The following is a 23,316-nucleotide window of genomic DNA, read 5'->3' as shown; positions in this document are numbered from 1 at the left end:
TATTTTCTTTTAATTCATTTTAAACACCTACAAGGTTTTTGAAACCTTGCAGGATCATATCAATTTAATTGCTTTGAAATATCTATAATTTTACCTTCCACAGCTGTTGCTGCAGCGACCAAAGGACTTGCTAAAATCGTTCTTGAACCTTGTCCTTGGCGACCTTCAAAATTTCTATTGGAGGTTGACACACAATATTCTCCCTGAGGAATCTTATCATCGTTCATTGCTAAACACGCTGAACAACCAGGCTGACGCAGTTCAAAACCTGCGTCATCAAAAATAGATTTTAGACCTTCTTCAATAATTTGAGTTTCTACTTGCTTACTTCCTGGTACTAACCAAGCCGTAACATTAGCGGCTTTTTTCTTGCCTTTTATATAATTGGCTGCGACTCGAAAATCTTCAATTCTAGAATTAGTACAACTTCCTATAAACACAAAATTGATGGGCTTATTAATCAAGCTTTCTCCAGCTTCAAAATTCATATAAGCTAAAGATTTTTTAAACGATGGATTTTCATCTACAGGAATCGTTTCAGAAATTTTAATTCCCATTCCCGGATTCGTTCCATACGTAATCATTGGCGCTATATCTTCTGCATCGAAGCTGTATTCTTTATCAAATTTAGCATCGCTGTCTGTTGGCAAGGTTTTCCAATAGGCTACTTTCTTATCAAATTCCTCCCCTTTTGGTGCAAATTCTCTACCTTTTACATATTCAAAAGTCGTTTCATCCGGAGCAATCATGCCTCCTCTTGCGCCCATTTCAATACTCATGTTACAGACTGTCATTCGACCTTCCATACTCATTTCTTCAAACACGTTTCCGGCATATTCACAGAAATACCCTGTCCCAGAATTGGTTCCTAATTTTGAAATGATATACAGAATTACATCTTTTGGTAAAACACCATTTTTCAACTTACCATTAACGGTCACTCTTAAACTTTTTGGTTTTGTAAGCAACAAGCATTGGCTCGCAAATACTTGCGCTACCTGACTTGTCCCAATGCCAAAAGCAATGGCCCCAAACGCACCATGTGTAGACGTATGACTATCACCACAGACCATGGTTAAGCCTGGTTGTGTCACCCCTAACTCTGGAGCCATTACATGCACAATACCGTTATATTTATGCCCTAATTCGTATAGGGTTATATTGTTTTTTTTACAATTTTCAGATAATTGCTCCAATTGCTTTCTAGACAAGGCATCTTTTATCGTTTGATCTTGATGTAATGTTGGAGTATTATGATCTGCTGTAGCTACAATCTGATTGGGTCTAAAAACAGGAATACCACGGTCTTCTAACTCGTTAAAAGCCTGCGGACTTGTTACTTCATGTATTAAATGTTTATCTATATATAATATTTGTGGCCCATTTTCTATAGTACTGACCACGTGAGAATCCCAAACTTTATCAAATAATGTTTTACCCATCTATCTTATGCTGAAATTATTTGTTGATACACATTGCTCGTTTCGATAATTTGATGAATATCATTATCATTGATTTCTTTCTTTCGATCTGCAAAACTTAAAAAGTTTGCATACACATCATCTAACTGTAATTTGGTCAGTTCATAACCTACATTTTTTGCTCTGTAAGCCAAGGCTGCTCTTCCACTTCTTGCGGTTAACACAATAGCCGACTCCGTAACACCGACATCTTTAGGATCGATAATTTCGTAAGTTGCTCTATTTTTTATTACACCATCTTGGTGAATCCCAGAACTATGCGCAAAAGCATTTGCTCCAACAATCGCTTTGTTTGGTTGTGTATAAATCCCCATACTATCGCTAACCAACTGGCTCATTCCGTATAACATCGATGTATTAATATTGGTGTCTAAATTTAGGTAAGGATGTTGTTTTAATACCATCACTACTTCTTCTAAAGCTGTGTTTCCGGCACGCTCACCAATACCGTTTATGGTACATTCTATTTGACGCGCTCCACTAATAACTCCTTCAATAGAATTTGCTGTTGCTAATCCTAAATCATTATGGCAGTGGCAAGACAAAATAGCCTTTTCAATACCTTTTACATTTTCTTTTAAGTATTTTATTTTTGCACCATATTCACTAGGCAAGCAATACCCTGTTGTATCAGGAATATTCAATACGGTTGCTCCTGATCTAATTGCAGCTTCACAAACTCTTGCTAAATATTCATTATCTGTTCTTCCTGCATCTTCAGCATAAAACTCAACATCTTCAACAAATGATTTTGCATATTTTACCGCTTCAAAAGCACGCTCAATAATCGCCTCCCTGTTCGATTTGAATTTATGAAGGATATGCGAATCTGAAGTTCCTATTCCTGTATGAATCCTTGGCTTCTTAGCATATTTTAAAGATTCTGCCGCTACTTTTATATCATTTTCTACGGCTCTAGTTAATCCACAAACAGTCGCATTTTTAACAATTTTTGAAATTGCTTCTACCGATTTAAAATCACCTGGACTAGAGACCGGAAATCCTGCCTCAATCACATCCACCCCAAGTTGATCTAACTGTTCTGCAATGACTACTTTTTGTTCTGAGTTGAGTTTACAACCCGGAACTTGCTCTCCATCGCGAAGTGTTGTATCGAAGATTTGTATGTTGTTATTTGACATATATCAAAATATATTTTATAGTATTGTCTAACGAATGTATGTTTTGATTTAGATTTAAACATTATTGATATAGTTAGTTTACGATGTTCAGTCGCCAAAATACAATTTAAATAACTGATTTACAGATTTATAAATCTATTTTCTATTGATAACTAAAGACCAAAAAGATAATTTATTTTCACTTGTAAAGTCCTTAACAAAATCCGAAAAACGGCAATTTAAACTTTACGTAGGGCGACTTGGAGTAAATTCAGATTCTAAATTCTTGAATTTATTCAATCTTTTGGACAAAGCTAAAACCTACAATGAAGCTTTTATTTTAAAAAGTGGCATCGTAAAAAAGCAACAACTTGCCAATGTCAAAGCACATTTATATAAGCAAATTTTAATCAGTCTTAAGCTCAATCCATCACATCAAAATGTACGCTCACAAATTAGAGAACAACTCGATTTTGCTTCTATTTTGTATCACAAAGGCTTATATAAACAAAGCTTAAAAATTTTAGATAAGGCCAAGGAGCTCGCAATTATTAACGAAGAAAAAAATTCAGCTTTTGAGATTGTAGAACTCGAAAAATTAATTGAATCTCAATACATTACGCGAAGTATAAATACTCGAGCAGATGAGTTAGCTGTACAAGCCAAAGAACTGAGTTCTCTTAATCTTATCGCCAGTAAACTCTCTAATTTATCACTACAACTCTATAGTACTATTCTAAAAACAGGCTATATAAGAAATGAGGAAGAAGCCAATATGGTTATTAATTATTTCAACAAAAGCCTTCCAAAAGTTAAAATCGAAAAATTAGGGTTTAGAGAGAAACTATGGCTTTATAAAGCCAATTTATGGCAAAGCTTTTTGCTTCAAGATTTTTTGAATTGTTACAAATACGCTTCAAAATGGGTAGATTTATTTTATCAAAACCCAAATATGATTAATCTGAATCCCGTGTTCTTTTTAAAAGGCAATAATTACCTCTTAGAAGCCTTATTTTTCATTGGTAACAAATCAAAATTTTTAGAAAAATTCTCTGAGTTTGAAGCGACTGTTCAAAAATCGACGTTTCCAACCGATGAAAATGTAGCTACTCTAGTTTTTTTATACACTAATTTCCACAGCATTAACCAACACTTTATTGATGGTAGTTTTGAAGACGGACTTCATCTAATTCCAAAAATTGAAAACGACTTAATTCCGTTTAATGACAGAATTGACCCTCACCATAAAATGGTTTTTTATTATAAGTTTGCGAGTTTACAATTTGGTGCCGGCAACAACAAAGCTTGCATAAAATACTTAGATAAAATTATCTCAAACAAAACTCTTTCGATGCGCGAAGATTTACTCTGTTTTTCGAGAGTTCTAAACCTTGTAGCGCATTATGAAGCTGGACTAGATTACCATTTAGAAACCCTTTTACGAAGCACATACAAGTTTTTAATTAAGATGAATGACCTACATGAAGTGCAAAAAGAAATGATAAAATTCATTAGAGGACTTCAGGATATTTACCCACACGATCTTAAAAATGCGTTTAAAGAATTACACAAAACACTAAAGACTTTTGAAGACCATCCGTACGAACGACGTGCCTTTTTATATCTCGATATTATTTCTTGGCTAGAAAGCAAAATTGAAAACAAACCTGTTAGCAAAATCATCCAAATTAAGTATTTAGCAAAGAAAAGTTCGTAATTCTACGAAATTCATAAAAAACTCACAAAATCTACAAATAATTTGGATTTCTAATTTTTGTGTTGCAATATTTGTGCTCACAAAGTTCAAACACTTACTGAAATGTTATCAAGAAAGGTGGAGGGAATGACCCTATGAAGCCTTAGCAACCCTTAGATTTACTAAGAAGGTGCTAAATTCTACTTAATTATCCGATTCATTAATCGGAAAATTGGATAGATAACTCAAGACTAATTACCCATCTGTAATTAGCATTTTCTTTATAATATTTTTCTATTAAGTACGCTTCTAACGAGGCTTATTTGGCTTTTGGTTTAATCATTTATTAACTCAAAAACTTAGAAAAATGAGTACACAAAAATTTGCAACACAAGCGTTGCACGCAGGTCACGACACAACACAAACTTCAGGAACAAGAGCTGTTCCTATTTACCAAACATCATCGTATGTCTTTAATGATTCAGATGATGCAGCCGGACGATTTAACCTTTCTGTTCCTGGCTTTATTTACACACGTTTAAACAATCCCACAAACGACATTTTAGAGCAGCGATTAGCAGCGCTAGAAGGAGGAATTGCAGCAGTGGCTACGGCTTCTGGAACCTCAGCAATTGCAACAACTTTACTAACACTTTTAAGAGCTGGAGACCACATTGTGGCGTCGAGTAGTTTGTATGGAGGCACCTACAATTTATTAAGCGTCACCTTACCAAGACATGGTATTACCACAACATTTGTTGATGCGTCAAACCCAGAAGAATTTAAAAAAGCAGCACAAGAAAACACAAGAGCCTTTTTTGTAGAATCTTTAGGGAATCCGAAATTAGATGTTTTAGATCTTGAAGCAATTTCAAAAGGAGCTAAAGCGCACAAAGTGCCTTTAATTGTAGATAATACCGTGGCTACGCCTTACTTATTAAATCCAATAGAATATGGTGCTAACATCGTTATTCATTCGTTAACCAAATATATCACTGGAAACGGAACATCACTAGGAGGTATCATTATTGATGCCGGAACATTTGATTGGACTAACGGAAAATTCCCAGAATTTACAGAGCCATCTGCAGGTTATCATGGTTTAGTCTATAGCGAAGCCATAGGAGCAGCTGCATTTATAGCAAAAATTAGAATTGAAGGTCTACGAGATTATGGTGGAGCCTTAAGTCCATTTAACGCCTTTCAAATTATTCAAGGTTTAGAAACTTTAGAACTACGTATTTTAAAACATAGTGAAAACGCCCTTGAATTAGCAAAATGGTTAGAGTCTCAACCTGAAGTGAAATGGGTGAATTACCCTGGACTTGAAAGTAGCAAATACAGAGAACTTGCTAAAAAATATTTACCAAAAGGCCAAAGTGGAGTCGTCACTTTTGGAGTGGATGGTGGCTACGAAGCAGCAAAAACCATTGCTGACACAACCAAACTATTCTCATTATTAGCCAATATTGGAGACACAAAATCACTCATCATTCATCCTGCAAGTACAACACATCAACAATTAAGTGATGAAGCGCAAGAAACCACAGGTGTTACTAAAGATTTAATTCGTTTGTCTGTTGGTATTGAAAACATAGAAGATTTAAAAGATGATTTAAAAGAAACTTTTGCTGTTGTTAAACAGAAAAAAGCCCTTCAAAATTAAATTTAAATTGTGAAGTAAAATGGATGTCTTTAATTGTAAAGACATCTGTTTTATAGTATTCAACACTAAAAAGACAAAAAACATGAGTGATTTAAAATTCTCCGTTGTAGGAGACAGTACTTCTGCAACCCAATTTATAGGAAAAACAAGACAATTTACTTTAGTTGTAGATGAACCTGAAGCTTTAGGTGGCACAGATGAAGATGCCAATCCTGTAGAATACATTTTAGCAGGCTTTGCTGGTTGCGCCAATGTTGTTGGACATCTGGTAGCTAAGGAATTAGGTTTTACAATTAAAAATTTAAAGATTGAAGTAACAGGCGAATTAAATCCAGATCGGTTTTTAGGGACATCTACCAAAGAACGTGCAGGCTTTAAAACCATTAATCTCAACCTTATTCCAGAGACCGATGCCAGTATTGAAGTTTTAACGAAATGGCTTCAAATTGTTGAAGAACGTTGTCCTGTAAAAGATAATTTACAGAACAAGACACCTTTAAAAATTTCCGTAGAAAAAGAATATACAGCTATATAAATATTTGTAATGGCACATTTACACTACATAACCCTAACTAATTACGTTACTGAAAGTGGTAAGACAATCAATCCTAAATTGTCTTACCAAACTTTTGGTAAAGCATTACATTCTGCACCCATAATTTTAGTCAACCACGCCCTAACCGGAAACTCAAATGTGGTTGGAGAAGACGGCTGGTGGAATGATATTATTGGAGACGACAAATGTATTGACACTAATGATTATACTATTTTAGCCTTTAATATTCTTGGTAATGGCTACGATAATATTGCAGATAACTGCATTGAAAATTATAAAGATTTTACAGCAAGAGATATAGCCAAACTATTTGCTTTGGCTATAGAACAATTAGAAATCGAAAATTTATTTGCCGTTATAGGTGGTTCTGTTGGCGGCGGAATTGCATGGGAATTAGCCGCATTAAAACCCCAATTAATTCAACATTTAATTCCTATTGCGACCGACTGGAAATCGACGGATTGGGTCATTGCGAATTGCCACATTCAAGATGCGATATTGAATAATTCTTCACAACCACTAGTGGATGCTAGAATGCATGCCATGACTTTATATCGCACACCAGAATCGTTAACACAAAAATTTGAACGTACTAAGAAAAACGATGCCCTTTACAATATTGAATCTTGGTTGAGTTATCATGGAAATGCACTTGACAATCGTTTTCAGGTTGCGGCTTATAAACTGATGAATCAGATTTTGCGTACTATAGATATTACGAGAAATAGAACTGATTTTTTAGAAGTTGCGTCAAATATTGAAAGTGATATTCATATCATCACCATTAATTCTGATTTGTTCTTTAAAGCAGATGAAAATTGGAATACTTATGTGGATTTAAAAGGTGTGAAAGACAACGTTCATATTCATGAAATTAAATCCGTACACGGCCACGATGCTTTTTTAATAGAATTTGACCAATTAGCTCGCTTTTTGAAACCTATTTTTTCGACAGCATTGAAATCAAAGGATAAATTAGTACAGCAAGTTGCGTAGAACATACTTACATTTTATAAATATAAAGCCAAACGACCTGTTTGGCTTTTTTACGTTATAATTTTAGCCAAAATTAAAGTATGAGCGTTAATATTATTAGCAATAACGACAATTGTAATACTTTTACTCGTATATTTTTACGTATTGAACAAAACAGAAGACACAGCACCCCAAATACCAAGAAAACGAAAATTTCGTTGGTTGCGCAGAACCTTACGCGTACTGTTAGGAATTCTTGTGTTTTTATTTTTGGTGATTCTTTTTGTTCGTAGCCCTTGGGGACAAGGTATCATTGTGAACAAAGCCGTTAGCTTCGTTTCAGATAAAACAGGAACAAAAGTTGCCATAGAAAAACTCTTTATTACGTTTGACGGTGATATACAACTCGATGGTTTATATCTCGAAGACAAAAAAGGAGACACCTTAGTTTATTCAAAATCATTGGAAGCTAACATCCCTCTAATTAAAATTATAAGCGGTAATGGCATCGGAGTAGACGCTTTAGATTGGGATGGTTTACGTGCCAATGTAATTAGAAAAGATAGTATTGAAGGTTATAACTTTCAATTTCTAATTGATGCGTTTGCTTCAACTGACACTACAACCGTTGCAACAGACACCACTTCTACTCCACTTAATTTAGTTTTAGGCAACTTAAATTTCAATAATTTTGATATTGTTTTTGATGATGCGGTTGCAGGCATTGATTCAAGGTTTATAATTGGCAAGTTGAAAGCTAATATGAAAACCACCAATATTGAAGACATGATTTTTGATGCTTCAACTATTGAACTTAATGATGCTAATATCAAGTTTATCCAAAAACCGGTTGCGATTAACACCACAACTTCAAACACTCCTTTACCGAAATTAGCTTTTGAAACTATTGCGCTAAATAATGTCGTTGCTTATTACGAATCGCAACCTGACCGTTTGATTGCAGATGTTGACATTTCAGAATTCGCTACAGAATCACCACTTATAAATTTAGCGGCTAGTGATTTCAATCTTAAAAATATCACGCTTAAAAATTCTAAAATCAGCTTAACCACAGATGCTGAAATTAATGGCTTAACACAAAAAATAGAGGTAGTTACTGAAGAAGTAAAAACGGACATCACGACGTTTGAATGGCCGCAACTAACAATTAATATTGCGTCCATTGATTTTGAAAACAATCACATTAATTATAGTGTAGGTAACGCAAAACCAAAACAAGACATTTTCAACCCGAATGCCATCGCACTTTCAAATTTTACGCTTCAAGCGAAAGATATTTCTTTAAAAGATAAAAAAGCGACACTAGATTTAGAGCAATTGAATTTTAATGAATTTTCAGGATTAAGCCTTAATCAACTCGCTGTTAATTTTAACGCTACAGACGAAAATATGCGTTTGGATGATTTACAACTCAAATTAAATAACAATTCAATTTCAGGTGATGCGCATTTAGAGTATCAGTCACTTTCAAAATTAATAGAAACGCCCGAAACCACTAAAGTCAACTTAAACCTGCCAGCTTTTCAACTCTCATTGACAGAGATTTTCAAATTTCAACCTGATTTAAAAAATAACGAATACCTCAATAAATTAAGCAAAAAACTAGTTTTAGGAAAACTAAATGCTTCCGGAACTTTAGCATCAATTAATTTGAATAAAGCGGAACTTAACTGGGGAAATTCAACAAAAATTTCCACTAAAGGAACACTTCAAAACGTCACCAATCCTGAAACACTTCAATTTGATATTCCACAGTTTTCAGCAATTACAAAACGCTCTGATTTAATTCAATTTGTAAATGAGGAAGACTTAGGAATTAGCTTTCCAAATGACGTGAAATTTGTGGCACAACTCAAAGGTAACCCACAAGACATTTCAGCAAAAGCAAAACTAACAAGTTCTCAAGGCCTTGCGACTATTAATGGCAGCTTTAAAAACGGAGATAAAATTGCGTTTAACGCTACTGTTGCAATTGAAGATTATAAAGTAAATGAATTGCTTAACAATCCGCAATTTGGGACACTAAGTCTTACCCTTACATCTGAAGGAAGCGGAAACAACATCAACACACTCGATGCCATTTTAGATGCTACTATTTCTGAATTTCAACTTAATAATTATGCCATAAAAGATCTTCATCTTAATGGTGATATTAAAAACGGGACAGGAAATATTCAGTCGCAATATAAAGACAGTAATCTCAATGCCAACCTAGATGCTTTTGTGGTTTTAGATTCTATTTCACCTGAAGCTAAAGTTAAAATTAACGTTATTGGAGCCAACCTAGAAGCGCTTGGTGTAATGAGTCGTAATATTAAAACGGCCATGAATGTCACTGTAGATTTTAAAGGTAATAATGAAACCTACGATGCTAGCGCTAACATTAACAACGGTGTTGTTGTGTATGACAATAGAAGTTATTTAATAGGTGATATTAAAGCCTTTGCTCATGTGGATACAGACACGACTTCGGTTTCTTTTAAAAACAACATTTTAGATCTTGATTTAAAGTCAAATACCAATCCTCAAACGTTTAGTAAAGCGATTAAACGCCACGTTTTAAGTTATTTTTATAGGGATGAAAATGTCTCAGACACAATTAGTGATTTTGTAAACCTAAACCTTAAAGGTAAAATTTCGCAATCCCCTTTACTGAATGACGTCTTCTTAGTTAATGTTCAAGGTTTAGACACCATTAACGTGGCTGTAGATTTTAACGAAAAAGCACGACAACTACAAGCAAATATTACAGCACCACATATTAATTATAGTGGCAATAAACTGGACAGTCTTGCTTTTTCTATGGATACAGACAAAGAAAATTTCAATTTTAATCTAGGTTTTAAAAATATCACTGCTGGTCCGTTAGATGTGCCTAAAACCATCATAACTGGCCACCAAACCAACAACGAATTAGCACTCAACTTTTTGGGCTATCATCAAGGAGAGCAGCTCATGAATGTCAACACCAAAATCACTGGCAGCAGAGAGCGTTTAAGATTTACAGTAAATCCGGATAGCTTAATTCTCAATAAAGAGAAATGGTTAATTCCTGAAGACAATGAAATCCTCTTAACCGATAAGCATCTCGAATTTAATAACTTTAAAATCAACCAAAACAATCAATCTATCGCGCTTACGGACAAATTAGAGCAAATTTCGAAAGAACATATTGCTATTGAATTCGAGAATTTTGATATCAACGCGGTCTTTAATTACCTAAACCCAGAAGCCGAATTAGCAACCGGACAACTAAATGGTAATTTTATTCTTGAAGATCCGTTTACCAATGCTGGTATTTTAGCCGATTTAAGTATTGAACAATTAAACATGCTTAAAACCGATTTAGGGACTTTAAGCGTGAATGGAAATTCATTGGACGATAATAGTTATGCTTTTAATGCTGGACTAAAAGGTGGTGATATTGATTTTGATCTCGTTGGCGATTACACTGTTACTAATAACATAGCAAATCTCGATCTCGATTTTAATATCAACGAATTCAAAATACAAGCACTCAACACCTTATCTATGGGTGAAATTAAAGATGCTGACGGTAGTTTTTCTGGTGCTTTTAAAGTTACAGGTTCAACATCAGATTTAAAATATGATGGTTCCATAACATTTAATAATGCTGGTTTCAATGTCGCTAAATTGAACACTAAATTTAGCATGGCTAAAGAAACGCTAAACATCAATAATGAAGGACTTTCAATGAAAGATTTCACCATTCGTGATGAAAACAATAACGCCTTAGTGCTTTCTGGTAGGGTTGGTACCGAGAGTTTCATCAATCCAACCTTCGATTTAAGTGTAAACACTACAAATTTTCAAGTCTTAAACGCTACAAAAGAAGATAACGAAGAATTTTACGGCAAGGTCACTTTTGACGCCAATGCAAAACTAACTGGCGATTTACAAATCCCAAAATTAGATGCCAAACTTACTTTAGGTTCCGATACCGATCTCACTTATATACTACCATCATCAGTAGCCAGTGTGGAGGAACGCGATGGAGTTGTTGTATTTGTTAATCGTGAAAATCGAGATGCTATTCTCACCCAAACTAAAGAACAAACCGCTACGATAAAAGGCTTTGATATTAGGGTGTTATTCAACGTTGGAAAAAACGCAGCAGTCACTATAATTATAGATGAGGAAACCGGAGATAATTTTAAAATTTCAGGCGAAGGTGATTTTGTGTTCACCATGAAACCCAACGGAAGAATCACACTTACTGGTGCTTATGAAATTTCAGAAGGCCATTACGAACTGAACCTTTACAATTTAGTGAATCGAAAATTCTTAATTGCTCAAGGCAGTCGTGTCACTTGGTCTGGCGATCCGTTTGATGCGAAACTAGATATACGCGCCATATACAATTTAGAAACTTCAGCTTACGGATTGATGGCATCGCAAATTTCTGGTGCAGATTCATCCGTAAAAAGCAAATACCAAGAAGTTTTACCTTTTAATGTCTACCTCAATATTGATGGCGAATTATTACAACCAAAAATTTCATTTGGTTTAGATATGCCGGAAGAAGAGCAAGGTGCCATTAGCGGACAAGTATATTCGAGAGTACAACAAGTCAACCAGCAAGAAGGAGAATTGAATCGCCAAGTCTTTTCACTTTTAGTGCTCAATCGTTTTTATCCAGATTCTGGTAGTGATGGTAGCGATGGAGGCTTTGCCACTATTGCAAGAGACAATTTAAATGATGCGGTATCCGATCAGCTGAATACATTTTCTGATAAAGTATTAGGTAGTACTGGTATCGAACTCGATTTTGGACTTAACAGCTACACCGATTATCAAGGCGATTCACCAACCGACCGTACCGAGTTAGAAATCGCAGCAAAGAAAAAATTGTTTAACGACAGATTAACGGTTAGTGTTGGTAGTGACGTTGATATACAAGGCAGCAGTAGCACTGATGAGGAAACACCCGTAATTGGTAATGTAAGCTTAGAATATGCATTAACAGAAGACGGCAGATACCGACTAAAGGGTTTTAGAAAAAGTGAATTTGAAAATGTAATAGATGGCCAAACCATAGTGAGTGGTATTAGTTTAATATTTACAAAAGAATTCAACCAATTTAGCGAACTTTGGGATGCTATTTTACGCTCTAAAAAAGAAAAGAAAGCAAAATCCGAAGCCGAGAAAGAAACTCAAGAAAAACAGCAAGAAGCAACGGACGAAAGCATGGAACAGAAAACCAATTAAACTTGAAAAGAATCTTAAAACATAGTATCTCTTTTATTTTCTTCGGAATGATTTTATACTCCTGTAGTATAAAAAAACACATTCCTGAAGGCGAACGTTTATATACTGGTGCTAAAATTGAAATTGAATCGGATTCGATTATAAAAAATGAAGAAGAACTAAAAACAGAATTAGAAACCATTTTAAGACCTGAACCAAATTCTAAGTTCTTGGGAATGCATTTAGGCTTGTATTATTATTACAAAATGCAAAAGAAAAACCCAGGGTTCCTCAACAGATGGCTATACAAACAAATAGGAGAAAAACCTATTTATCAATCTAGCGTCGAACCTTTTGAGATTGAAGACGTACTAAGAAATCGCCTAGAAAATAAAGGATTTTTCTATAGCACTGCAACTTCCGCTTTTGAAGAAAAAGAGATTGAGGCGTCCATTAATTATACATTAAAAATCACAGAACCTTATAAAATGGAGGGTTTCCAGATCGATTCTATGCCGTTACCACTCTATGAAGATGTAAAAAAGGAAACTGATAAATCCCCATTTCAAAAAAGCATGCGTTTCGATTTGTCTAATATGAAATTAGAACGACAACGTATTGATGCGCAACTAAAGAAAAAAGGCTATTATAACCTCAATCCCGATTTTTTTATTTTTGAAGCAGACACTAATCAATACGACAATAAACGCTTCGATTTATTTTTGAAATTGAAAGTCGAAGTTCCTAAAAAAGCGACTATTCCTTACCGTATTTCAAAGATAAATGTATTTGCTAATTACGACTTACAAGATTCCACATACGCCAAAACAGAACGGTTCAACAATAAGAATTACATACAAGATACACTATTTATAAAACCTAAATATCTCGATGAATTTATTACACTAAATGAAGGAGATTTCTACAGTCCTGAAAATTCTAAAAATACCGCCAGACGTTTATCAAAAATTGGTACGTATAAATATGTTAACATTCAATATAAAGAAGTTGATTCGCTACTCACAGACAGTTTAGGGATTCTTGAAACCAATATTTTTTTATCACCATTAACTAAACGTGCCGTCCGTGCCGAATTGCAAGCCGTCACCAAATCCAATAATTACACAGGACCTCATTTAGCACTAACCTACAGTAATCGAAATGTTTTTAAAGGTGGTGAAACGTTTAACATTAGTACAAATGTTGGTTACGAATCGCAATTTATCAGTGGCAACAACACAGGACTTAGCAGTATAGAATTGGGTCTAACAACGGAACTCATTTTTCCTCGTGTTTTATTTCCTGTAAAAATCAATACAGATTTCTTTAAATATTCTATCCCAAAAACAAAGACAAGTGTTGGACTTAATTATTTGAGTCGAAGTCAACTATATACTTTACTTTCAGGAACTGGACAGTTTGGCTACTCTTGGAATGCTAATAGATTTATAACCTATCAGTTTAATCCTATTTCCGTAAGCTACACTAGACTTTCAAATACCACTGCTGAATTTGAAGCTATTTTAGACGAAAATTCATACTTACAACAAAGTTTCGATCAGCAATTTATTTCAGGTATGACCTTTTCATTTACTTATAACGAAATGGTAGATGCCAACGATCCTAATCAGTTTTACCTAAACACAACTTTAGATGTTGCAGGTAATTCAATTAGTTTACTAGGAAAAGAAGCCACTTCTGGCGAACCTAAAGAATTTTTAGGATTGCAATATGCGCAATATGCTAAAGCCGATTTGGATTTAAGATTCCATCTTAATTTCGGTAAAGACAGAGCACAAACCTTAGCAACACGATTATTCGCTGGCTACGGCTTACCTTATGGAAACTCGGATGTTATTCCGTATGTAAAGCAATACTTTTCAGGTGGACCTTATAGTGTTAGAGCTTTTAAAACGCGCTCTTTAGGACCAGGAACTTACAATGACGATAGTAATAACGACGACGTAACCTATTGGGATCAAACCGGAAATATTAGACTAGAAGCCAATGTAGAATATCGTTTTCCTATAGTTTCATATTTTAAAGGTGCGGTATTTGCCGATGCTGGAAATGTCTGGAACTCTAAAGCCAATTCTGTGTTTGATGGTGAAGATAAATTCACCTCTAACTTCATAAATGAATTAGGTATGGGAGCCGGATTTGGGTTGCATATTGATGTACAAGGTTTTGTTATTCGTTTCGATTTGGCTGCACCTTTTCACGATCCTTCATTAGCACCAGGAAAACGCTACGATTTTAAATATGACGAACCTGTGCTTAACTTCGCTATTGGCTATTCGTTTTAAATGAAGTTGAAGTTGAACTCGAAACTAAAACTGAAACTGAAATTTTAAATTCACAATACATCTTGACTCACGACTCACAACTATTGACTCTTAGCTCTTAGCTCTTAGCTCTTAGCTCTTAGCTCTTAGCTCTTAAATTGAATCAGTTTTCATTCTATTATCAAAATTTTAATACCTTTATTCAAAACTAAAAATAGACACAAATTATATATGAACAATAAAGAACAATTCATGAAAGAAGCTGTAAACGCAGCTTTAAAAGGAATGAACAACAACGAAGGCGGACCATTTGGCTGTGTCGTTGTTAAAGACGGAAAAATTGTAGGACGCGGAAATAACAAAGTTACCTCTACTAACGACCCAACAGCTCATGCTGAAGTTACAGCAATTAGAGACGCTTGTAAAAACCTAGATTCTTTTCAACTAGATGGTTGCGAAATTTACACCTCTTGCGAACCTTGCCCTATGTGTTTAGGCGCCATTTATTGGGCGAGACCAGACAAAGTATATTATGGAAGTAACCAAGTAGACGCTGCAAATATTGGCTTTGATGATGAATTTATTTACAAAGAAATTCCATTACCATATTCAGAACGTAGCATTCCTTTTGAACAATTAGCTCGTGAGATTGCTTTAGAGCCATTTCAGGAATGGACTAAAAAAGAAGATAAGACAGAATACTAAACAATCCAATACGTCAGTTCGAGTGTTTCGACTATTGGGTCGAAATGTATCGAGAACTTTTGTCACAAAAAAAGCTTCTCGATAGAAAATTCCGAAAAGGAAATTTCGCTCAAAGTGACACTATCGTTACATTTTTAATTCATTTATAATTGAAATAACTAACATGATCACCTTCATCCTAAATAACAAAACCATTAAAACATCGGAGCATTCTGGTATGACGTTATTGGATTTTGTACGTTACCAACAACGCTTAACTGGCACCAAAATTGGTTGTCGTGAAGGCGATTGTGGTGCTTGCACTCTTTTGGTCGGTACACTAAACGACGATACGATGGAATACCAAAGTATCACCTCATGTATTTCACCATTAGGAAACGCACATGGCAAACATATTGTAACGGTTGAAGGCACCAATCTAAAAGACACACTCACCACAGCTCAAGAAGCCATGAAAACCAATTACGCTACCCAATGCGGATTTTGCACACCTGGTTTTGTGGTCGCTTTAACTGGCTTTGCATTATCAAATTCAGATAAAAATTATAGTAATGCCATTGACGCTATTAGTGGAAACATTTGTAGGTGCACAGGTTATAAAGCCATTGAAAAAGCCGCTCATCAAGTGGTTAAAAAACTAGAGCATCAAGAAAAAAATTCTTTTAAATGGTTAATTGACAATGGATTTATTCCAGAATATTTCGAAAGCATTCCACAACGTTTAAAAGATATTGAAGCTAAAGATTTAAATCAACCTAAAGGAAAATATGTTTCTGGCGGAACGGATTTATACGTCCAGAAAGCAGATCATTTAGCAGGTAACGACGTGCATCTCATTGCTGAAAAAGAGTATCTAAAAGGTATTTCAATTGAAAACTTAATTTGCACTATTGGAACCAACTCTACCGTTTCTGATTTATGGAATCACAAAGAATTAAACAGCATTTTACCCAATTTAAGAAAACACTTAAAACTAGTCTCTTCTGAACAAATTAGAAATATGGCATCCTTAGGTGGAAACATCGCCAATGCTTCGCCTATTGGAGATATGACCATATTTTTCTTAGCACTTAATAGTGATCTTACAATTACCAATAAAAAAGACGAAGAGCGTAGTGTTGCACTAAATAACTTTTATCAAGGTTATAAAACTTACGACTTAAAAGATGATGAACTTCTAAAAGCCATCAACTTTAAGTTACCAACAGCGCAGTCCTTTTTCAATTTTGAAAAAGTTTGTAAACGCACCCATTTGGATATTGCAAGTGTCAATTCAGCGATACATTTATCCGTTGAAAATGGTACCATTGCAGAAGCGCATGTGTCTCTGGGCGGTGTTGCTGCTATTCCGAAATATTTACACGATACCTCAGCATTTTTAACAGGAAAAACACTGACTTCAGAAACGATATTAGAAGCTAACGAGATGCTTCAAAAGGAAATTAGTCCAATTAGTGATGTTCGTGGGACTAGCGACTATAAGCGTTTACTCGCAAGACAATTATTTTTCGCACATTTTACGGAGTTGTTCCCCAATCATTTCACCTTAAACGATTTTGTTCAGTATGCATAATAACAAGACAAATACAGTTCGCGACACTAAATTAGATGCGGTTTCAAAATCATTAAAACAAAGCATTAAAAACTTAGATTCTTATACGCATGTTCGTGGTGAATCCTTGTATGTTGATGATGTTAATATTAGACAAGGCACCTTTCACGCAGTCGTATTTGATTCACCAAAAGCACACGGCAAAATAAAACATATCGATTATTCTAAAGCAGAAGCTTTGGAAGGTGTCGAACGTATTTTTACCTACAAAGATGTTCCTGGCGAAAATGAAATTGGAGGCATCATTGCAGACGAACCGTTATTTGCAGAAGACGAAGTCCACTTTTGGGGCATGCCAATTGCTTTAATCGTTGCCGAATCAGAATTTATTGCACGAAAAGCAAGAGATTTAATCGAGATTGAAATTGAAGATTTACCAGTCATCACCACAGCAAAAGAAGCCAAAGCAAAAGGTAGTTTTATCAACGCACCACGCTCTTTTAGTTTAGGTGATACTGAAAAAGCATTTGCAGACTGTGACTATGTTTTTGAAGGAGAAACCTTTTCCAACGGACAAGAACATTTATATATTGAAGCACAAGGAGCTTACGCTGAACCAATGGAAAATGGCAATATAAAAATCACTTCATCTACGCAAGGTCCAACAGCTGTACAAGCCACAACAGCTAGAGTTCTAGGATTAGCAATGCATAAAATTGAAGTCGATGTCACACGTCTTGGTGGTGGGTTTGGTGGAAAAGAAGATCAAGCCACACCTTGGGCAGTTATGGCTGCTTTAGCGACTTATCATTTAAATCAATCGGTGAAATTAATACTGAACCGTCATGATGATTTACGCATGACAGGGAAGCGTCATCCTTATGAAAGCACCTATAAAATTGGATTATCTAAGGACTTAAAAATTTTAGCTTACCAAACCGAATTTTTACAAAATTCTGGTGCTGCTGCAGATTTATCACCTGCGATTGCTGAGCGCACCTTATTTCATGCCACCAACAGTTATTACGTACCAAATGTGACCACAAAAGTATTGAGTTGCAAAACCAATTTGCCACCAAATACGGCCTTTAGAGGTTTTGGTGGACCACAAGGTATGTTTGTAATTGAATCTGCAATTGCCAAAGCGGCTTCTGAAATTGGGGTTTCAGCTAGACAAATTCAGGAAGCGAATTTACTAGATGAAAATGACACGTTCTCTTACGGACAAATTGCTAAAAAAGTAGAAGCCAAAAACACATGGCATTCTGCTAAAAACATATTTAATAGTGATGCTTTAGAACAAGAAATTGCTGATTTCAACAAAAATAATACAGCCTTCAAAAAAGGGCTTTCGTTTATGCCAATTACCTTTGGTATTTCGTTTACCAATACACCAATGAATCATGCACGTGCTTTGGTTCATATTTATTTAGATGGTAGTGTCGGCATAAGTACAGCGGCTGTAGAAATGGGTCAAGGTGTGAATACTAAAATGATGCAGATTGCTGCGGATGTATTTTCGATTCCTATTGAAAAAATTAAGATTGAAACGACCAATACTACCAGAGTAGCAAACACCTCACCTTCTGCTGCGAGTTCTACGGCAGATTTAAACGGAAAAGCCACCTTAATGGCTTGTAATGCTTTGGTGGAACGTTTAAAACTAGTGGCTTCGGAAGATTTAAATGTATCAGAAAAGGACATTACTTTAAAAAATGAATCTGTCTTTATAAATGATAAAAAATCAGAATTATCATGGGCAGAACTCATCAGTAGTGCCATGTTAAAACGTGTCGCTTTAACTGAAAACTCCCATTACGCCACACCAGAAATTCACTTTGATAAAACCAAAGAAAAAGGACATCCTTTTGCTTATCACGTATACGGCACAGCGATTACAACGGTGACTGTAGATTGCACGCGTGGTACTTACGAATTTGACTCCGTTAAAATTGTGCACGATTACGGAAAAAGCATGAGTGAAGGTATTGATTTGGGTCAGGTAGAAGGTGCTTTAATACAAGGTATCGGTTGGATGACTTTGGAAGAAATCGCCTATAATGATGATGGTAAATTATTATCGAATGCACTATCAACCTATAAAGTACCTGATATATTTTCTGTACCAAAACGTGTGGAAGTGATTCCTGTAGAAACCGAAGGAAACGACATGGCTATTCTAAAATCGAAAGCCGTTGGTGAGCCACCATTAATGTATGGTATTGGCGCTTATTTTGCGCTTCAAAATGCAATAAAGGCTTTTAATTCTAATTATGATTTAGAATTTCATGCACCGATGACACCTGAAAAGGTTTTGATGGGGTTGTATGAAAATAAAAAATGAACAAAGAACACCCCTAAAGTCCCCTCAAGGGGACATTCCCAAAAATAAACATTGGTACTATTGTCCCCTTGAGGGGACTTTAGGGGTGTAAATAATCACAATAAATAAACGCCTTATCGCACTACATTACAAAAAACAAAACATCCTTAAAGGCGCACTAATTTACAGTGCTGGTGATACTATTGCTGCTCTTTTACTTGGTGAATTCATCTGGTATCGCTTACTAGGCATGATGTTCATTGGCGCTACTTTTTATGCGTTTGAAATCCCTAATTATTTTGATTGGATTGTAAAAACGACACAGTTTCGAAAAGGCTCTAAAGCCACATTAAGTAAAACTATTTTAGCAATAGCCTATTTTAATCCCTTGTGGATTGCCAGACATTTACTGTTTATTAAATTATTTTCTGGTCAGTTTGAAGCAATTGATTTTAACCTTTTAGAGATTGCGTTTTGGTCGTTTTTAGTAAATATTCCTATTTCTTTTATGGCAAATTATATTATTCAAAATCGATTCCAACTGAAATGGAGGTTTCTTGGATCGGCTGTTTTTTCTGCTTTAATGGCGATATATTACGCTTTGAGTGAGACTATTTTTACATAATCCACTTATATCTTCACACCCCTAAAGTCCCCTCAAGGGGACATTCCAAAAAATAAACATTAGTACTATTGTCCCCTTGAGGATTATTGAAATAAAAGCATAGCTTTTGATGAAGATAGCGAGCGAAGCTCATTAGGGGTGTTTTTTCAAACTACATTAAGTATTTTAACCCTTCCCTTTCAAGAATTTTATATTCAGAAATACTATAATGCGCCAAAACAGCATCCAATAAATAATCTCTAACAACAAGAATGAGGTGCTTGTTTTCATTAGTTTCATAATTAGGAATCAATCTTTCTACCGACAAATGCAAACCTTCTTTCTTCAATTCCAACTTCCCAAGTTCATCAATAATAAGATACTGCGATTCGTTTTCAGAAGCGACAGCTAGTAAATAAGCATTCTCTTTTTCAAAAGCCGATTTTAAAAATTTAAAGTTTCCTATTTCAATGATGGCTTCAGTGTCAAGTTCAGTTTCAAGTTCAAATTCATTCTTAGATTTTACTTCCAGAAAATAGCGTTTTCCTTCGGCATTATCCGGACACAATACCCCATCAACATCATCACGGTTTTTACACCATTCGAGTAATGCCGTTGTTTTTCCTGTTTGTATAGCACCTGTGAGGATATATATCATTCTGAAGGCACTTTAAAATGAATACAATTAGAAATACTATTCGCCATAAAATACTGAAATCGCGTATAACCTTTTAAGTGTTTTGTGTCTTTCCATGTAAATGCAATAATTTGACGGAAATACGGAAACAAGTCCATCGCATTCGCAATATCCTCTTGATATTTAGATTCTTTTTTTCGAAGATACTTCTGAACCACTTTCAACAAAAAAGGACCAATTACTAAATACCAAAGCATTAAAATCAAGAAACTTCTCAATACAATATAAATGGCTTTTTGCCACCCCAAAAGCGGATCTCCAAATATTGAAAAGGCTAAAACCATAACCGCAACAGTGCTTAACCACACCCAAATGACTTTCGTTTTAAAAGCTACTTTTTTGGTTTTCTTATCAAGTTTATTTGTTTCAAGATGAAGATAAAATTCTGATTCTGTTTTATTTGAAATTATCTTAATGGTGTTTTTAATAAAAATTCCTGCTAAAATTCCGCAAATCCCATAAACCAAAAGATAGGTGGTGACTAAAACCGAAGTTGTTGACGTTACTGAAACAAAATCTAACTTTTTCTGAACCCAAGCTCCATAAATATCAATGGCTTCCCAGAGGTTTGTTCCGTAAACAATGGTTAGTATTAATAATTTTTGAAGGGCCGATTCTAAAAAGGTTACCATGCCTAAAACCATTATCGTCGCTCCTTTCCATGAGAAATTAGAAAATAAAACCGCTCCTAAAACCGCTTGAAAACTCACCGCAACATAAGCTCCGAATGGAGAATATGGGCTCACTGCCATTTTAATAATTAAAACAATCACCAAGGCTTTTAAGATGGCTTGCCATTTATTTTCGGCATAATAGGCAATTAAACTTATGAGTAAAATGGACACTCCACCTACTATCAATCCTGTAAATGGTGAGTTAAATACATGCAAGAAACCGCCTAAACCCGACTCGTTTAAAGCCCAAAGTGCTGTTAGTTTTTCTATGATATATTTGTTGTTTTTCATGCATACTTCCCGTGAAAACGGGAATCTTTTTAAGTTTTTCATTATTCAAAAACACCCCTAATGAGCTTCGCTCGCTATCTTCATCAAAAGCTATGCTTTTATTTCAATAATCCTCTAGGGGACAATCTTATTCAAATAACATTTATTTTTCGATGGTACATTTATAATGCACTTGAAGTAATTGGGCGACCACACTAATCGCGATTTCTTTTGGTGTATCGCCTCCGATATCTAATCCTATTGGGCAAACCACATTTGTCATCCCTTCTGGAATATCCATTTCTTTAATCAACATAGTATTGAACCGTACTTTTTTCGTTTTACTTCCTATTAGTCCTAAAAATTTAGTTTCGTTTTGCAAAGCCATAGTTATCAAATCAAAATCGATGGCATGATTATGTGTCAGCACTAAAACATAACAATTAGATCCCCATTTCACAGCATCTTTAAAGGTTTTGAAATCGGTTTCGGTCGCTTGATGTGTTGTTACACTGCTGTCTAATTCTAAATTAGAAAACCAATCGTCACGCGAATCTATTAAGGTCACCTTAAAAGGTGTATCGACTAGAAGTTTGCAGATTTCAACACCAATATGTCCTGCTCCAAATAAAAATAATTCTGGTGATTGATTCATGGGTTCTATGATAAATTCTACTTTTCCTCCGCAACATTGTTCAAATTCCGGACCTAAAGTATAGGTAGATTCAATAATCCTATTCTCTTTTAAAGCAACGATAGCTTCGTCTATGGCTTTAAATTCAAGCTTCCCTCCTCCTATGGTTCCGTGAATATCTTTGTTCTCAGTCACAAGCATACGCGAACCCACCACACAAGGTGTTGACCCTAAACACTTCGTTACCGTTATAAAGGCAACAGGTATTTGCTTTTGTTTAAATTCAGAAAGTAATTCAATCCAATTTTGCATTTCTAATAAAAAAAGAGAATTTAAAAGTAAGGTTTTTTGATTGAAATGCTCTTCTATTTTTAAAACTAGCGTCAAACCTTTTAATAGCAGTCAAACTTTTAAAATTTTCTGTAATCTTTAAGATTTAACTTCGACATAAGATTGTATATTGATTTTTTTAATCAAAATACAACTATATGTCAAAACCATATTACGATGCTGCGGATTTACGCAAATTTGGAAAAATCACAGAATGGAGTGAAGAATTAGGAACAAAATTCTTCGATTATTACGGAAAAGTATTTGAAGAAGGCGCTTTAACTGCTCGTGAAAAATCACTCATAGCTTTAGCTGTAGCGCATACCGAACAATGTCCATATTGTATTGATGCCTATACAAAAGACACATTACAACGTGGGATTACCAAAGAACAAATGATGGAAGCCATACATGTTGGTGCAGCCATAAAAAGCGGCGCCACTTTAGTACATGGTGTACAAATGATGAATAAAGTCAACAAATTAGACGGTTAAGATAAAAACCTCAACCGCATTAAT

General features: G+C 35.0%; 16 protein-coding genes and 1 riboswitch. Of the genes, 11 read left to right on the top strand and 5 right to left on the bottom strand.

Going from position 1 to position 23,316, the window contains the following annotated elements; genetic code table 11:
- Positions 1–59: 59 nt before the first annotated feature.
- Complete coding sequence (leuC, locus tag KO504_RS12015; protein ID WP_215927147.1) at positions 60–1,442, bottom strand: 3-isopropylmalate dehydratase large subunit; 1,383 nt, start codon at positions 1,440–1,442, stop codon at positions 60–62.
- A 5-nt stretch (positions 1,443–1,447) separates the two neighbouring features.
- Positions 1,448–2,623, bottom strand: a complete 1,176-nt coding sequence (locus KO504_RS12010; RefSeq protein ID WP_215927145.1) for a 2-isopropylmalate synthase — start codon at positions 2,621–2,623, stop codon at positions 1,448–1,450.
- Between the two features lie 148 nt (positions 2,624–2,771).
- Here KO504_RS12010 and KO504_RS12005 point away from each other — a divergent pair, with 148 nt between their 5' ends.
- The 10 genes from KO504_RS12005 to KO504_RS11960 all read left to right on the top strand — a co-directional run bounded on the left by KO504_RS12005 (position 2,772) and on the right by KO504_RS11960 (position 20,214).
- Positions 2,772–4,319: a hypothetical protein gene (locus KO504_RS12005; protein WP_215927436.1), complete on the top strand. Its 1,548-nt coding sequence runs from the start codon at positions 2,772–2,774 to the stop codon at positions 4,317–4,319.
- Between the two features lie 102 nt (positions 4,320–4,421).
- A riboswitch (SAM riboswitch) is annotated at positions 4,422–4,545 on the top strand.
- Between the two features lie 120 nt (positions 4,546–4,665).
- Entirely contained in the window at positions 4,666–5,964 is a 1,299-nt protein-coding gene (locus tag KO504_RS12000) for an O-acetylhomoserine aminocarboxypropyltransferase/cysteine synthase family protein (RefSeq protein WP_215927143.1), read from the top strand.
- 82 nt (positions 5,965–6,046) lie between these two features.
- The gene (locus KO504_RS11995; protein WP_215927141.1) at positions 6,047–6,499 is read left to right on the top strand and encodes an OsmC family protein; all 453 of its coding nucleotides are present in this window, start codon (positions 6,047–6,049) and stop codon (positions 6,497–6,499) included.
- Positions 6,500–6,508: 9 nt separating this feature from the next.
- The gene (locus KO504_RS11990) at positions 6,509–7,516 is read left to right on the top strand and encodes an alpha/beta fold hydrolase (protein WP_215927139.1); all 1,008 of its coding nucleotides are present in this window, start codon (positions 6,509–6,511) and stop codon (positions 7,514–7,516) included.
- 144 nt (positions 7,517–7,660) lie between these two features.
- The gene (locus KO504_RS11985; protein ID WP_252723673.1) at positions 7,661–12,745 is read left to right on the top strand and encodes a translocation/assembly module TamB domain-containing protein; all 5,085 of its coding nucleotides are present in this window, start codon (positions 7,661–7,663) and stop codon (positions 12,743–12,745) included.
- A 2-nt stretch (positions 12,746–12,747) separates the two neighbouring features.
- A complete protein-coding gene (locus KO504_RS11980) occupies positions 12,748–15,030 on the top strand; it encodes a BamA/TamA family outer membrane protein (RefSeq protein ID WP_436840197.1) in 2,283 nt (760 codons plus the stop codon).
- A gap of 210 nt (positions 15,031–15,240) precedes the next feature.
- The gene (locus KO504_RS11975; RefSeq protein ID WP_215927137.1) at positions 15,241–15,714 is read left to right on the top strand and encodes a nucleoside deaminase; all 474 of its coding nucleotides are present in this window, start codon (positions 15,241–15,243) and stop codon (positions 15,712–15,714) included.
- 163 nt (positions 15,715–15,877) lie between these two features.
- Positions 15,878–17,287 (top strand): FAD binding domain-containing protein, encoded by a 1,410-nt coding sequence (locus KO504_RS11970; protein ID WP_215927136.1) that lies wholly within the window; start codon positions 15,878–15,880, stop codon positions 17,285–17,287.
- Positions 17,280–19,610 carry a xanthine dehydrogenase molybdopterin binding subunit gene (locus tag KO504_RS11965; RefSeq protein WP_215927135.1) on the top strand — a complete coding sequence of 777 codons (2,331 nt, stop codon included), beginning with the start codon at positions 17,280–17,282 and terminating at the stop codon, positions 19,608–19,610. Before KO504_RS11970 ends, KO504_RS11965 begins: the two co-directional genes overlap by 8 nt.
- A gap of 229 nt (positions 19,611–19,839) precedes the next feature.
- The gene (locus tag KO504_RS11960; RefSeq protein WP_215927134.1) at positions 19,840–20,214 is read left to right on the top strand and encodes a hypothetical protein; all 375 of its coding nucleotides are present in this window, start codon (positions 19,840–19,842) and stop codon (positions 20,212–20,214) included.
- A 151-nt stretch (positions 20,215–20,365) separates the two neighbouring features.
- On the opposite strand, the gene KO504_RS11955 is transcribed toward KO504_RS11960, so the two are convergent.
- The 3 genes from KO504_RS11955 to xdhC all read right to left on the bottom strand — a co-directional run bounded on the left by KO504_RS11955 (position 20,366) and on the right by xdhC (position 22,780).
- Complete coding sequence (locus KO504_RS11955) at positions 20,366–20,851, bottom strand: nucleoside-triphosphatase (protein WP_215927133.1); 486 nt, start codon at positions 20,849–20,851, stop codon at positions 20,366–20,368.
- Positions 20,848–21,855: a hypothetical protein gene (locus KO504_RS11950; protein WP_215927132.1), complete on the bottom strand. Its 1,008-nt coding sequence runs from the start codon at positions 21,853–21,855 to the stop codon at positions 20,848–20,850. The genes KO504_RS11955 and KO504_RS11950 overlap by 4 nt, the downstream gene beginning before the upstream one ends.
- Positions 21,856–21,997: 142 nt before the next feature.
- The gene (gene xdhC / locus KO504_RS11945; protein WP_215927131.1) at positions 21,998–22,780 is read right to left on the bottom strand and encodes a xanthine dehydrogenase accessory protein XdhC; all 783 of its coding nucleotides are present in this window, start codon (positions 22,778–22,780) and stop codon (positions 21,998–22,000) included.
- A 176-nt stretch (positions 22,781–22,956) separates the two neighbouring features.
- Between xdhC and KO504_RS11940 the strand changes: the two genes are divergently transcribed.
- Positions 22,957–23,292 (top strand): arsenosugar biosynthesis-associated peroxidase-like protein, encoded by a 336-nt coding sequence (locus tag KO504_RS11940; protein ID WP_020895861.1) that lies wholly within the window; start codon positions 22,957–22,959, stop codon positions 23,290–23,292.
- The last annotated feature ends 24 nt before the right edge of the window (positions 23,293–23,316 follow it).

This window comes from Winogradskyella psychrotolerans, from assembly GCF_018860565.1.
Taxonomy (GTDB): Bacteria; Bacteroidota; Bacteroidia; order Flavobacteriales; family Flavobacteriaceae; genus Winogradskyella; species Winogradskyella damuponensis.
Note: the sequence above shows the minus strand (reverse complement) of the source record. Positions and strands in the feature narration are given on the sequence as shown.

What these genes read in the sequence shown, in the direction of transcription:
- KO504_RS11960 (WP_215927134.1), top strand. Translation starts at nt 19,840, where the DNA reads ATGATGTTCATTGGCGCTACTTTTTATGCGTTTGAAATCCCTAATTAT.
- KO504_RS11950 (WP_215927132.1), bottom strand. Translation starts at nt 21,855, where the DNA reads ATGAAAAACAACAAATATATCATAGAAAAACTAACAGCACTTTGGGCT.
- KO504_RS11975 (WP_215927137.1), top strand. Translation starts at nt 15,241, where the DNA reads ATGAACAATAAAGAACAATTCATGAAAGAAGCTGTAAACGCAGCTTTA.
- KO504_RS11940 (WP_020895861.1), top strand. Translation starts at nt 22,957, where the DNA reads ATGTCAAAACCATATTACGATGCTGCGGATTTACGCAAATTTGGAAAA.
- KO504_RS11995 (WP_215927141.1), top strand. Translation starts at nt 6,047, where the DNA reads ATGAGTGATTTAAAATTCTCCGTTGTAGGAGACAGTACTTCTGCAACC.
- KO504_RS11990 (WP_215927139.1), top strand. Translation starts at nt 6,509, where the DNA reads ATGGCACATTTACACTACATAACCCTAACTAATTACGTTACTGAAAGT.
- KO504_RS11970 (WP_215927136.1), top strand. Translation starts at nt 15,878, where the DNA reads ATGATCACCTTCATCCTAAATAACAAAACCATTAAAACATCGGAGCAT.
- xdhC (WP_215927131.1), bottom strand. Translation starts at nt 22,780, where the DNA reads ATGCAAAATTGGATTGAATTACTTTCTGAATTTAAACAAAAGCAAATA.
- KO504_RS11955 (WP_215927133.1), bottom strand. Translation starts at nt 20,851, where the DNA reads ATGATATATATCCTCACAGGTGCTATACAAACAGGAAAAACAACGGCA.
- KO504_RS11965 (WP_215927135.1), top strand. Translation starts at nt 17,280, where the DNA reads ATGCATAATAACAAGACAAATACAGTTCGCGACACTAAATTAGATGCG.
- leuC (WP_215927147.1), bottom strand. Translation starts at nt 1,442, where the DNA reads ATGGGTAAAACATTATTTGATAAAGTTTGGGATTCTCACGTGGTCAGT.
- KO504_RS12000 (WP_215927143.1), top strand. Translation starts at nt 4,666, where the DNA reads ATGAGTACACAAAAATTTGCAACACAAGCGTTGCACGCAGGTCACGAC.
- KO504_RS12010 (WP_215927145.1), bottom strand. Translation starts at nt 2,623, where the DNA reads ATGTCAAATAACAACATACAAATCTTCGATACAACACTTCGCGATGGA.